Here is a 12722-nt window from a genome sequence, read left to right as displayed (position 1 = left end):
CCGCAAACCCTGTTCTGCAAAACCGAGTTCTGACAACTCTGCTCTAGAACCCTTGGGGGACGACATGGACGACGAAAAGCCGCTGATCGATCAGGTGACCGACGCCATCAGCACCGCTGCCGACGAGACCACGAAGGTGGTCAAGAAAGCCCGTAAGGCCGTGAGCAAGGCGGCCAAGAAGGTCGCCAAGAAAGTGACCGCCAAGAAGGCGAAGAAGGCCCCGGCCAAGAAGGCTGGCAAGAAGGCCGCGAAGAAATCCGCCAAGAAGGCGACCAAGAAGACCGCGAAAAAGGCGCCGAAGAAAGCCAAGAAGGCCGCCAAGAGCTCGGCCAAGAAGGCTGGCAAGAAATCCTCCAAGAAGACTGCGAAGAAGGCCGGCAAGAAGGCCAAGAAGTAAGCGCGTCGAGCCGCTTTCCTCGCGAAGTCAGACGGATCGCAGAAGCCTCCGGCCTCCCGGCCCGGAGGCTTTTTGCTGTGCGGCTTAACGGTTGAGCTTGCTGTTCGAACTTCTCGGTTGGCTCGCTGTGCGGCTCACCGCCCCTTCCCCAACACGCTCGGCATCGCCAAGCGGTGGGGAGTGCATGGTGACTGTCCCGGAAGCACCGACCCGACAGCCGAACATCGCCGCGGCGGGCGGGCCGGAAGACGGCTGCGCAATCGTCCGCAAAGCCATCGCGATCCTCACCACCTTTGCGCCGACCGGCGCGCCTCCACTCGCGGGAAAGCGACGGGTGCACAACTCGCGCTCATTGGAGCCGCGAGAAAAAATGGTGCGTCGCTGTTGAAGATTGAGTTCGAGGTCAGCGATGGCAGCCGAGCTGCTCGCGCCCCTTCCGACGTCGCCCTGCTACACCCGTGTGCGATTCACCAGAAACACAGCCGCGGCGCAGATCGCCATGCCGGCGATGGCGACAGCGTCGAGACGCTCGTCGAACAGCACGAAGGCCATCAGGGCGGTGACGGCCGGCACCAGGTAGAACAGGCTTGCCACCGAGGTCGCGGCCGAGCGGCGGATCAGCCAGTACAGCAGACCGATCGAGCCGATCGACAGCACCAGTGCCAGCCAGGTCAACGCCAGCAGGAATTCCGCCGTCCAGCGCACCTCACGGGTTTCGAACAGCAGCGCGCCGACGCCGAACAGCGCCATCGCGGCGAGAAACTGCACGATGTTGCCGGCGCGCCAGTCGATGCCGCTGCAGAACCGCTTCTGATAAAGGGTACCGAGCGTGATGCTGATCAGCGAGCAGCCGGACGCCAGCCAGCCCCAGCCCGCATCGCCGCTGATGCTGCGGTTATGCATGATCATCAGCGCGCCGCCGAGCCCCAGCGCCAGCCCCAGCCATTGCTGAGGCGTGACGCGTTCGCCGAGCCATCGATTGGCCAGCGTCGAGGTCAGGATCGGCTGCAGCCCGGGGATCAGCGCCGAAAGTCCAGCCGGCACCGAATGTGCGATCGCAATCGCGGTGCCAGCGAGATAGACGCCGTGCACCAGCAGTCCGGCGACGATGCTGTGGCCGATGCCGGCGAGGTTCGGCCAGCGTGGCCGCGTGATCAGCGCGATGATCGCCATCAGCGCCACCACCAGCACCATCCGCAGCGTCAGATAGGTTAGCGGCTCGGCGCCGGTCAGCGCGTATTTTGTGCCAACGAAGCCGGTACTCCAAAGCACCACGAAGATCGCCGGCGCCGCGCGCGCGGCCAGATGGTCAGTGGAGGTTGTCATGCACCACCTGAGTGCCTGATCGGCGAACGCGCCGCAACGATTAATGCGTCAACGCGACGCAGGTGCAGCCGACAGGATGGCGAATGAAGCGACGGCAAGCGGATGCGGCCTGCGCGCCATTAAAAATCCTCAGGACACGGGTCGACGATCTTCCAGAGCTCGACGCCGTTCTTGATCTTCTTCATCTCGTTGGTGAGCCCGCCGTTGCGGCGGATCCAGTCCTTAACCGGCTGAGGATAATAGCTCATCAGCTCGTCGGTCCCCTCCGAGCTGTTGACCTTGATGCCGAAGGTGAAGGCCTTGTCGTAATAGGCGAGATGGAAGCCGAGGCTGGCCCGCGGCGTGACGCAAATCTTGTTCAGCGGCACGATGCCGAACACCATCGTGCAGGCCGAATTGCAGATGCCATCGATGATGACCCGCTCGCGGCGGTCGCGGATGCGCTCGTATTTGGCCTTGTACTCGGTGACGTAGCCGCCGTGGTCGCGGGTAATGCGCAGATCGGCGTGCGCCGGCGACACCATCAGCACCAGGGGGAGCAGCAGCGACGGAAGCAGTCTTCGCATGGACAACGGCAATCGGGACGTCGAAGGACAGGACGACGGCGGACCCGCACCGTCTGGCCGACACTCTGGCTTCACAATGTTTGGAAATCGTTAAGCATCGCATTCCGGCGAAAACATGGGCAGCCAAAACCTGGGCAATTCCGCCAGCCCCCCTGTAAATCCCCGCAGAAATGCTGTAATCGGCCACTCGTCCCACCGCATCGCGGCTGCGGACAACCCAGGCGCTCGTAGCTCAGCTGGATAGAGCATCGGATTTCGATTCCGAGGGTCGGAGGTTCGAATCCTTCCGAGCGCGCCATCTGCCCGCCCCCAGGTCGGCGGGCTCCCAGCTTTCAGCTCAGAAACGCATCAGAAGTCGTCAGCACCACGCCCCGCGCCGCCATGTCGGCGAGGAACTGTTCGGCGATCGCCGGGAAATCCGGGGAGCCCGGCGACGGCGGCACCGGCGACATGCAGTCGGTCAGGATGTGGACCTTGGGTACATGCTGCTCGCCGATATGATCGACGAGCTGGCGCACGGTGGTGGCGACACAGTGCGAGGACGCCTCGCCCGCAATGGCAATAATATCGGCTTGCTGCAGCGTCGCGACGAAGTCGCGGTTGAGCTGGGTCGCCGGATCGGACGGATCGGGCACTTCAGCGATCAGCGCGCCGTAATGCTCGGTGAAGGTGTTGAGCCCTTTGGCGACGAACTCGGTCGGGACGCCCTGCCCTCGCTCCCAGGCCGCTAGCGCACTGCGCAGAGTGTCGGTGACATTATGGCCCCAGCTGCCTACCAGGCAGTGCTCCGGCCAGATCATCAGCACGAACTTGCCGGCGAGCTCCAGCTCGGCGGTGTAGTCCAGCATCCGCGATCGCCATTCCGGACGACGCGGCGACCAGACCCCGGACTGGACGTCCGCACGGGTGATGAGGGTGAACGGCGGCGGCGGCGCCCCGGCTGGATCGCGCCAGAACGCCGGATGGGCAACGTCGATGACCCGGTGCGTATCCAGCGTGACGTGAATCCGGTCGAGCCGTGCGCCCAGCCGGTCGATCATCGCGGCGACCCGCGCCATGTCCTCCAGCGCCCCCGGCACCGGCAGCGTCGAGCGGAAGCGCGTGCCGTCCGGCAGGGCAAGGCCGACCGGATCCCCCTCGGCCGCCCGGATGTCCATGAAGTCGTTCTGTGGATCGATCACGACCAGATGGGTTGTGAGGCTCAACGCGCTGTCCCTTCCTGCGCACCTGACACGAGAACCGAGCTTCCGCGATCCCATCCGGGCGGTCAATTGCCGACACTCCACACCGCCGCGCCCCGGATTATCCCCAGGAAGCGCGGATCAACCGGCCTGCGCCAAATCACCGCGTTGTGCTGCGCACCCTCGGATCATTCCGTGGCCGAGACCACGTACATCTCGTCTATTGGCCGCAAAGATTGTTCACAACTACTTTGATACCACTACTAACTGGTAATCGTACGCAGATTCGATTTCACCTTTCGCTAATTGGTCACTTCCAGATTGCGAGCACACCGGCATCTCCGGATTCGAGGCTCAACATCATGAAATTCGACCGCATCGGTAACAAGCTCGGACTCGCTGGCCTGATCGGCGTACTACTCAGCGGCGCCATGGTGTTCAACCAGATCGTTGCCGAACGTAAAATCGACGCGGCCAATGCCGTCGCCGCGGGGCAACAATACATCAACGAGCACACCCTCGAAGCCAACATCGCACTGCGTCGGATGCAACTCGCAGTCCGAGATATCCGGCTGGCCAAAAACATTCCCGACGTCGACAAGGCTGCGGCGACGCTGAACGAGATGACCGCGCGGATCAGCAAGGAACTCGCCGGAGCAACCCAACGAACGATCATTCCTGAGAACAAAGCGCGCCTCGAAAAAATCAGCGCACTCGTCAAAGATTACGAGACGTATGCGGCCGCGCAAGTTGCGACGATCAAGCAGATTTTCGATATCACGGCGAAGCGCAATGCAGCTTCGAGCGAATGGGGCAAATCGCTCGACGCCCTGCGGGTCTCGCCAGCGATCTCGGGGCGACTGGAGGTCGAGAAGACTCTCCTCGAGGCTGATACAAACTTCAACGCTGTCCGCGCTGCCGCCTGGCGCTTCACCTCCACCGGAGAGGAAGAGCAGCGAAAGCTGGCCGACGTTCGATCGAAGGACGTCACCGACGCGCTCTCGAGGTTGAAGACTCTCACGAACGATCGATCGTTGAGCGCTGCCGTGGATCAACTGTTGGCAAGCGCGGCCTCGTTCACCAGTCTGACGAACGAGGCGCTGAAGAATGAGGTCATCAAGATGGAGCAGGCCGCCAGCCTGCTATCGACGGCCAATCAGTCAGCCGGACTGATGCGAGAAGCCGTGGATGAGTCGAGCAAGAACTATCTCGACGCCAAGGCCAATGCCGATCAGGAACTCTCCCAGGTCAATCGCGTCAGCTTCATTCTCGCGACCATCGTGATGATCGCGCTGATCGGCTCGGTGATCTTCACCTTCATCGGCGTCGCCCGCCCGCTGACGCGGCTGAATGGCGCGCTCGGCCGCATCGCGGCCGGCGAAGTCAATGCGGAAATTCCCGGCGCGACCCGCGGTGATGAGGTCGGCGATATCGCCAAGACCGTCGTCATCATCGGCAAGAACGCCGAGCAGAAAGCCCGCGAAGAGGCCGAGGCTCAGGCCAGGCAGGAACAAGTCGCGGCGCAGCGTCGCAAAGCGGAGATGATCCAGCTCGCCGACAACTTCGAAGCGGCGGTCGGCGAGATCGTCGAGACGGTGTCGTCGGCCTCCACCGAGCTCGAGGCCTCGGCTTCGACGCTGACCTCAACCGCCGAGCGCGCGCAGGAGCTGACTACGATGGTCGCGGCGGCATCCGAGGAAGCCTCGACCAATGTGCAATCGGTGGCCTCGGCGACCGAAGAACTGTCCTCGTCGGTCAACGAGATCAGCCGGCAGGTTCAAGAATCGGCCCGCATGGCCAACGATGCGGTCAGCCAGGCCCGCGTGACCAATGATCGCGTCAGCGAGTTGACCCAGGCTGCCGCGCGTATCGGCGATGTCGTCGAACTGATCAATCAGATCGCCGGCCAGACCAATCTGCTCGCCCTCAACGCCACGATCGAGGCGGCCCGCGCCGGCGAGGCGGGGCGTGGTTTTGCTGTGGTGGCCTCCGAGGTCAAAGCCCTCGCCGAGCAGACCGCAAAGGCGACCGGTGATATCAGCCAGCAGATCACCAGCATTCAAAGCGCGACGCAGGAATCGGTCGGCGCGATCCGCGAGATCAGCGGCACCATCGAAAAACTGTCCGAGATCGCCTCGACCATCGCTTCGGCCGTCGAAGAACAGGGCGCGGCGACGCAGGAGATCTCCCGCAACGTCCAACAAGCCGCGCAAGGAACCCAACAGGTTTCCGCCAACATCAACGACGTGCAGCGCGGTGCCAGCGAGACAGGCTCCGCCTCCTCGCAGGTGCTGACTGCGGCGCAGTCGCTGTCCGGAGACAGCAACCGGCTCAAGACGGAAGTCGGCAGATTTCTCAGCACCGTGCGCGCCGCGTAGCTCCGCGACGCCCGCATCGTAACGGTCCAAGGCCCGGCGCGATCCCGCACCGGGCCTTGTCTTGTCGCCCCTCTCCCCGCCTCACAAGCATCGGGATTAACCCGTCGCGGAATCTTACCGCGACTGATCGTCCTGACCGCCGCACTCCTTCGGCCGGTCGCAGCGCAGCAACCGGGCCGGTTTGCGTGCGCGTGCCGCGTTGACGGCCGCGAACGAGCTTTGGCATAATTTTGCAACTGTGGGTGACGCCGGCGACGGGGCGCAGGAGACGCGATGAGGAACGGCCTGTATTCGATCCATGCCGATCTGCTGGACGGTCGTTCCGGCAAAGGCAGTGGCGTGGCGCTGTTCCTGAACGGCAAGATCCTCGGCGGCGACGCGTATCTCTTCTACACCGGCACTTACGTAACGTCGGGCAGCACCTTCAAGGGTGAAGTCACCGTCAGCCAGCACACGCCGAGCCCGGACGCCAATCCGCTGTTCGGCGGACAGAAGGAACCGGTCGGCATCGGCGTGTCCGGAACATGGACCGACACCTCGGCGACGATGCAGGGCACCGCGCTGGTCGGAAAGTCGAGCCAGCTCTTCAGGGCAACGCTGCGCTGGCTCGCGCCGGCCGATTAGTCTTCCGCCCGAGCTTACGCCGCCTCCGTCCAGGACCGTTCGCGCCGCGGATTGCGCAAACGGCCACTTCCCTTTTCGACAATCAGCCAAGCGCGGCCTTGATCATGTCCGAAGCCTTTTCGGCGATCATGATGGTCGGCGCATTTGTGTTGCCGGTCGTGACCTCCGGAATGATCGAGGCATCGACCACGCGCAGTCCGGCGACACCATGAACCCGCAGATGCGGATCGACCACCGCCATCTTGTCCGTGCCCATTTTGCAGGTGCCGCACTGATGATGATACGACATCACCGCCGAGCGGGCGTAGTCGGCGAGTTGCTTGTCGGTCTTGGCGGCGGGTCCCGGATAGATCTCGCGCTTGATCCAAGCTTTCAGTGCGGGTTGCTCCGCAACCTTGCGCAGCATCTTCACGCAGGTCACGAGCGTAGCGACGTCGTACTCGGTGGCCAGCACGTTGATGTCGAGTTGGATGTCCGCCGCCGGATCGGCTGAGGTCAACCGGACTTCACCGCGCGAGGTCGGCTTGACGCCGCCCGCATTGAAGGTGAAGGCGTTCTTCACCGAGGCGTCCTGCTCCGGCGCGTAGTACGGCGCAAACAGGCCGAGCGGCTGCATGTCCGGCTCGGGCCGTGCGGGTGAGGACTTGGCGAACAGCTGCACGTGCAGCGGCGTGACGCCCATATTGTTCGGCGGCGGTACCGGCTTGGAGGCTTCCCACGTCACCGGCAGCAGCGTGTGGTCGTGCAGATTCTGGCCGACGCCCGGCAGATCCTTCTTCACGGGTATCCCGAGCTTCTTGAGTTGCGCGCGCGGACCGATGCCGGACAGCATCAGAATGCGCGGACTTTCGATCGCGCCGCCCGAGACGATCACTTCGCGGGCCGCCGTCACCGTATGCATGCCACCCTGCTGCATATAGGTGACGCCGGTCGCGCGGCCGTTCTCGATCTCGACCTTGTGGACGCGCGCGTTGGTGATCAGCGTTAGATTGGGACGTTCGAGCGCGGGCCGCAGGAACGCCACCGCCGTGGATTGGCGCAGGCCATCGCGCGTGTTGAGATCGCAGAAGCCGACGCCGAGCTGGCTCGGCCCGTTGCAATCGGGATTGTAAGGATGGCCAGCCTGCACCGCGGCCTCCATCATCGCGACGTTGACCGGGTGCGGCCGCACTTCCGACGTCACATGCAGCAAGCCGCCTTTGGCGTGATATTCAGACGGCTCGCCATCATAATCCTCGGACTTGAGGAAGTAAGGCAGCACGCTCTTCCAGTCCCAACCCTCGTTGCCCCATTTCGCCCAGCGATCGTAATCGGTCGGCGCGCCGCGCACATAGATCATGCCGTTCAGCGACGACGAGCCGCCGAGCGTCTTGCCGCGCGGCCAATACAGGCGGCGATTGTTGGCGTGCTTCTGCGGCGTCGTCCAATACGCCCAGTCGTAAGGCGAATTCCACAGCTCGATGACGCGGATCGGGGTCGAGATCTTCTCGCTATCGTCCGGCCCGCCCGCCTCGATCAGCAGCACGCGTGCGCCGTTTTCGGTCAGGCGATTGGCGAGCACGCAGCCGGCGCTGCCGGCGCCGCAAATGATGTAGTCGTAGCTCGCGTCGAGCGCCTCGGCGGTGTTGATCGACGCGCCGGGAAGTCCGCCGGTGACGGTGAGAACGCCAGCCGCCACAGCAGTGCGGCCGATAAATTGGCGACGGTTCATCTTGTCAGTCATGACGCTGCCCTCAGGAGATAACGATCTGGAGATCGGTGTATTCGTGCAGACCGTCCTGGGCGAACTCGACGCCGAGGCCGGACATCTTGGTGCCGCCGAACGGCGCATCGGGACGGATCATGCCGTGCTGATTGATCCAGGCCGTGCCGCACTCGAGCCGCGCCGCCACCGCGCGCGCCTTTTGCGGATCGGCCGACCACACAGATCCGCCAAGCCCCGAAGGATTAGCATTGGCGGCAGCAATCGCTTCCTCGATATCGGTGTATTTGATAATCGGCAGTACCGGACCGAACTGCTCCTGATCGACCAGCGGATCGCCGTTTTCGAGATCCGCGATCAGCGTCGGCGGGAAGAACAGACCTTCGCCAGGCGTGCCGCCGATCAGCACGCGCCCCTTTGCTTTTGCGCTCTCGACCAACGCCACGACCTTGTCGAACTGCATCTTGTTGGAGATCGGTCCAAGCATCGTGCCGTGGTCGAGACCGTTGCCGACACGGACGTTGGCAACAACCGCGGTCAGGGCGTCACACACGGCGTCGTAAACGTCGGCATGCACGTAGAGCCGCTTCAGCGCCGCGCAGGTCTGGCCGGCGTTGATGAAGGCGCCCCAGAACAAGCCCTCGGCGATCGCCTGCGGATCGACATCGTTCAGCACGATGCCGGCATCGTTGCCGCCGAGCTCCAGTGTCAGCCGCTTCAGCGTGTCGGCGGCGGAGCGCATGATGCGCTGGCCGGTCGCGGTCGAGCCGGTGAACACGATCTTGCGGATGCCGTCATGAGCCGACATCGCCGCGCCGAGATTGCCGGCGCTGTCGCTGCCGGTGACGATATTGACCACGCCCGGCGGCAGGACCTCGTTCATCAGCTCGACGAGCCGAAGTGTCGACAGCGGCGTGAATGGCGACGGCTTCGAGACGACGGTGCAGCCGGAGCGGATCGCCGGCAGGATGTGCCAGACCGCGATCAGCATCGGCCAGTTCCAGGGCGTGATCGAGCCGACGACGCCGAGCGGCTTGCGCACCTTTTCGACATGACCGCCCTCGCCGGACGCAAGCACTTCGGGAGCGAGCGACAGCGTCGAGGTGTAGCGGCTCCAACCGACGGCGCCCTGCACTTCGAACATCGAACCGATGCCGGCCAGCGGCTTACCTTGCTCCAGCGTGATGAGCCGCGCCAATTCCTCGGCATGTGCCTCGATGCGGTCGGCGATCGCCAGGCACGCCGCGGCACGGACCGAGTCGTCGGTGGCTGACCACCTCTTGAAGGCCTCGGCTGCCGCCGCGACGGCTGCATCGAGGTCCGAGGGCTCGGCTTCCGGCGCGTAGCCGACGATCTCGCCATTGGCCGGATTCGTAACGGCGAAGCTGCTGCCGGTCGCGACCGTTTTGCCGCCGATGATCATCGGAAACAGCGGCCCGTCGAGCACGCTTTGCTGGATCTGCTGGTTCATGGCTCCCCTTCTCCGGTTCGAAGCGCCGAAGAAGCTAGGATCACCAGACAACGGACGACATCGACGGATGCGACCGACCTTTGGGACTAATGCGACGCGAACCCGCAGGCTCAGCGCCGCTCGCCCGGCGACGAGCCGAAATGCCGGCGGTAGGCGCGGTAGAAGAACGACAGGTCGTTGAAGCCCGACGCGTAGGCGATCTCGCTGACCGTCACCTCTGGATCGCTGAGAATCCGCCGGCGCGCCCGCTCGAGCCGCGTCGTCAGAATTTGCTCGCGCGCACTGTCGCCGTGGCGGGCAAAGCTGCGCTGCAATTGGCGGGGGCTGATACCCAGCTCTCGGCACAGTTCGCCGGCACCGAACGCCGGATCGCCCGCCTGCCGATGGATGATACCGAGGGCCTCGTCATACACCCGGTCGTGCGTATCGCGCGCAGCACGGCCGTCTCTCGCATCAAGCAGCGCGCTGGTCAGCACCGCAAACAGAGCCTCGCGCAGATCCCCGGACGGATCCTCCTCAGTCCGTTCGTCGGCTCGATCGTTCGCCTCCCAAATATTCTCGACTCGAGCGCCGGCCAGCTGTCGCGCCAGGCGCAGCATCAGCACTTTCAGCGCCACCGCAAAGCCGCTGTCGCCGCGGATCAGCGTCGGTCCATTGAGCAACTTGCCGAATCTGGCGACACCTTCGCTGCGCGGAATGTGCAACGACACCTGCTCGGCGTCATACCCGGCGAAGCCGAACCGGCTTGGCCGGGTTGCGTCGCTGACGAAGATATCGCGGGGACGCAGCAAGGCTTTGGCTCCGCCCTGGGTCATCTCGGCGGTGCCGGCAAACTGCATCGTGAGCACGAAGTGATCGACGAAGTCGCCGCGGATTTGCTCGGCCGTTCGTTCGACCTCGACGCCGGCAAGGCGCACATAAGCGAGCTCCGTTGCCGCCTCGCCGCGCAGCAGGCCGGTCCGCGCCGCGAATGGAAACTCACCCCAGCCCTGTCCAGTCCGCGCGGTCCGCACCGTATAGTTGCCGCAGACCTGCCGCACACCACTCTGGAACGACTCGACGGTGCGGTGGGGCTGGGGTGCGAACGCGGTCTGCATCGTCGGCTCCGGCTCTCTAACTGACCTGCAGTTCAGCAAAGCAAGAACCCTGCCATTGGCAGCAGTCTGTGCTGCTCGGCTGACACGGCCTGAATGCTCAGTCAGGCACGCGCACTCGCCACCGGCACCTCAGCAACCTCCTGCGGCGCCGCCCGCGGCAGGATCATCTGAATGCGCGTACCGTTGCCCGGCTCGGAGACCAGCTCCAGCCTTCCGCCGAGCCGGTTGGTGACGATGCTGTAGACGATGTGCAAACCGAGCCCGGTGCCGCCCTGGTCGCGCCGGGTGGTGAAAAACGGATCGAATGCGCGCCGCCGCACATCAAGGCTCATGCCACAGCCGTCGTCCGAGTACAGGACCTCCACGCTCTTCGGCCCCGCAGCACGCACCACGATCTCCACGATCCCGGGACGACCGTCGGGAAACGCGTGCGCAACCGAATTGAGAAACAGGTTGGTGAGGACTTGCCCGTATGGCCCGGGATAGGAATTCATCGACAGGCCCGGCTCGCACTGAACGTTGAGCGTCAGGTTCTGCTTGCGCAGGCCTGGCCGCAGACTCATCACCACCTGCTCGGTCAGGTCGCCGAGATCGAAAATTCGCTGATCCGAGTAGTTGCGGTCGGCGGCGACCTGCTTGAACGACTGGATCAGTTCCGCCGCCCGATTGAGATTGGCGACGAGTTGCGCCGAAGCGTCGCGCGTGCTGGCGAGAAATTCATTGAGCCGAGAACGCTTCAGCTCGCCTCGCTCGACTTCGGAGGCGAACACCGAGGCCTTGCGGTCGAGGGCCGACGCCACCGTCAGGCTGATGCCGACTGGATTGTTGACCTCGTGCGCGACGCCGGCAACGAGACGTCCGAGCGCAGCCAGCTTCTCGGCCTCGATCAGCGATTGCTGGGTCTCGCGCAGATTGCGCAGCGCGGCTTCGGCGGCATCCTTGGCCTGCCGCATCTCCAGTTCGCCACGCTTGCGTTCGCCGATGTCGAGCGCCACCGTCACGATTCGTTCGATCCGGCCCTCGGAATCCTTCAGCGGCATCTTGTTGACCAGCCACTGCCTCATCGCGCCGCTGACGTCGCGGTATTCCTCTTCGTAGAACCCGAGCCCCTCGCCGGTCGCCAAGACCTTCTTGTCGTTGGCGTCTGTCTTATGCGAGCCGTAGCGCGACATCAGATCGGCAGTGGTGCGGCCGATAGCGTCCTTCGCATCGACACCGAAGATCGTCGCCATATAGCGGTTCATCAGCAGATAGCGCAGTTCGGTGTCCTTGACGTTGATCACCGCCGGCACCGTATCGATCACCTGCTGCAAGAGCCGCCGTCCTTCGGCGACCGCGGTTTCGGCGCGCTTCTGATCCGTGATGTCGCGGACCGCGCCTTCGTAGCGAACCACCGTGCCGGTCTCGTCGCGGATCGCGCTGGCGCTGTCGGACAGCCACAGGATCTCGCCGTTGCACTTGCGGGCCTGGTACTCGAACTCGCGGACCATGCCGTCCCGCTCCATCAAGGCGCGATACTCCGTCCGCTTGTTCGGATCGACATAGATGTCTCCGGCGATGTCGGCCGCGGCGCGCATCAGCTCGGCAGGCGTCTCGTAGCCCATCATCCGCGCCAATGCCGGGTTTGCGTTGAGCAGAGCGCCCTCCGGCGTGGTGACGTAGATGCCGTCGATCGATCCTTCGAACAGCTTGCGGTAGCTCTCCTCGGCCAGCCGCTGTTCGGCCAGCGCTCGCACCGCCGCCTCGCGCGCCGTGTCGGCCTCGACGAGGGTTCGGCGGAACACCTCGGCAGCACGCGCGATGTCGCCGATCTCGTTCTTGAGATCGGTCGCCGGGATCGCAGTATATTGGCGACCCGCGGCGAGCGAGCGGATCGCGGCGGTGATCGCGCTCAGCGGCCCCACCGTGCGGCGAACTACGAAGGCCGCCGCCATCAGGCCGACCAGCACGCCGGCCAAGCCGAGCACAATGCTCTGCCAC

At 64.3% G+C, this 12722-nt stretch carries 10 protein-coding genes and 1 tRNA gene; 4 read left to right on the top strand and 7 right to left on the bottom strand.

Going from position 1 to position 12722, the window contains the following annotated elements; genetic code table 11:
• The first annotated feature begins 64 nt into the window (after positions 1-64).
• Positions 65-397, top strand: a complete 333-nt coding sequence (locus ACOJTD_RS08920) for a hypothetical protein (RefSeq protein ID WP_420132562.1) — start codon at positions 65-67, stop codon at positions 395-397.
• Positions 398-847: 450 nt separating this feature from the next.
• Here ACOJTD_RS08920 and ACOJTD_RS08915 read toward each other — a convergent pair whose 3' ends face one another.
• The gene (locus tag ACOJTD_RS08915) at positions 848-1723 is read right to left on the bottom strand and encodes a DMT family transporter (protein ID WP_420132561.1); all 876 of its coding nucleotides are present in this window, start codon (positions 1721-1723) and stop codon (positions 848-850) included.
• 119 nt (positions 1724-1842) lie between these two features.
• Entirely contained in the window at positions 1843-2289 is a 447-nt protein-coding gene (locus tag ACOJTD_RS08910) for a hypothetical protein (RefSeq protein ID WP_420132560.1), read from the bottom strand.
• A gap of 221 nt (positions 2290-2510) precedes the next feature.
• Here ACOJTD_RS08910 and ACOJTD_RS08905 point away from each other — a divergent pair.
• Positions 2511-2587 (top strand) — tRNA-Arg (locus ACOJTD_RS08905).
• Positions 2588-2621: 34 nt separating this feature from the next.
• On the opposite strand, the gene ACOJTD_RS08900 is transcribed toward ACOJTD_RS08905, so the two are convergent.
• The gene (locus ACOJTD_RS08900) at positions 2622-3470 is read right to left on the bottom strand and encodes a hypothetical protein (protein ID WP_420132559.1); all 849 of its coding nucleotides are present in this window, start codon (positions 3468-3470) and stop codon (positions 2622-2624) included.
• 362 nt (positions 3471-3832) lie between these two features.
• Between ACOJTD_RS08900 and ACOJTD_RS08895 the strand changes: the two genes are divergently transcribed.
• Entirely contained in the window at positions 3833-5848 is a 2016-nt protein-coding gene (locus ACOJTD_RS08895; RefSeq protein ID WP_420132558.1) for a methyl-accepting chemotaxis protein, read from the top strand.
• Positions 5849-6121: 273 nt separating this feature from the next.
• The gene (locus ACOJTD_RS08890) at positions 6122-6472 is read left to right on the top strand and encodes a GrlR family regulatory protein (RefSeq protein WP_420132557.1); all 351 of its coding nucleotides are present in this window, start codon (positions 6122-6124) and stop codon (positions 6470-6472) included.
• Between the two features lie 82 nt (positions 6473-6554).
• Here the strand turns inward: ACOJTD_RS08890 and ACOJTD_RS08885 are convergent, their stop codons facing one another.
• From ACOJTD_RS08885 to ACOJTD_RS08870, 4 genes are all read right to left on the bottom strand, one after another.
• Complete coding sequence (locus ACOJTD_RS08885; protein ID WP_420132556.1) at positions 6555-8195, bottom strand: GMC family oxidoreductase; 1641 nt, start codon at positions 8193-8195, stop codon at positions 6555-6557.
• Positions 8196-8205: 10 nt separating this feature from the next.
• Entirely contained in the window at positions 8206-9645 is a 1440-nt protein-coding gene (locus ACOJTD_RS08880; RefSeq protein ID WP_420132555.1) for an aldehyde dehydrogenase family protein, read from the bottom strand.
• 110 nt (positions 9646-9755) lie between these two features.
• Positions 9756-10742: a helix-turn-helix domain-containing protein gene (locus ACOJTD_RS08875; RefSeq protein WP_420132554.1), complete on the bottom strand. Its 987-nt coding sequence runs from the start codon at positions 10740-10742 to the stop codon at positions 9756-9758.
• A gap of 101 nt (positions 10743-10843) precedes the next feature.
• Positions 10844-12722 (bottom strand): PAS domain S-box protein (locus ACOJTD_RS08870; RefSeq protein WP_420132553.1); only part of this gene is annotated, 1879 nt, incomplete at its 5' end.

The organism is Rhodopseudomonas sp., from assembly GCF_048594845.1.
Classification (GTDB): domain Bacteria; phylum Pseudomonadota; class Alphaproteobacteria; order Rhizobiales; family Xanthobacteraceae; genus Rhodopseudomonas.
The sequence above is the reverse complement of the archived record's forward strand: the minus strand, read 5'-3'. Positions and strand labels throughout refer to the sequence as shown.

Excerpts from the sequence above, each read along its gene's own strand:
- ACOJTD_RS08885 (WP_420132556.1), bottom strand. The coding sequence starts at position 8,195 with ATGACTGACAAGATGAACCGTCGCCAATTTATCGGCCGCACTGCTGTG.
- ACOJTD_RS08920 (WP_420132562.1), top strand. The coding sequence starts at position 65 with ATGGACGACGAAAAGCCGCTGATCGATCAGGTGACCGACGCCATCAGC.
- ACOJTD_RS08890 (WP_420132557.1), top strand. The coding sequence starts at position 6,122 with ATGAGGAACGGCCTGTATTCGATCCATGCCGATCTGCTGGACGGTCGT.
- ACOJTD_RS08910 (WP_420132560.1), bottom strand. The coding sequence starts at position 2,289 with ATGCGAAGACTGCTTCCGTCGCTGCTGCTCCCCCTGGTGCTGATGGTG.
- ACOJTD_RS08915 (WP_420132561.1), bottom strand. The coding sequence starts at position 1,723 with ATGACAACCTCCACTGACCATCTGGCCGCGCGCGCGGCGCCGGCGATC.
- ACOJTD_RS08895 (WP_420132558.1), top strand. The coding sequence starts at position 3,833 with ATGAAATTCGACCGCATCGGTAACAAGCTCGGACTCGCTGGCCTGATC.
- ACOJTD_RS08880 (WP_420132555.1), bottom strand. The coding sequence starts at position 9,645 with ATGAACCAGCAGATCCAGCAAAGCGTGCTCGACGGGCCGCTGTTTCCG.
- ACOJTD_RS08875 (WP_420132554.1), bottom strand. The coding sequence starts at position 10,742 with ATGCAGACCGCGTTCGCACCCCAGCCCCACCGCACCGTCGAGTCGTTC.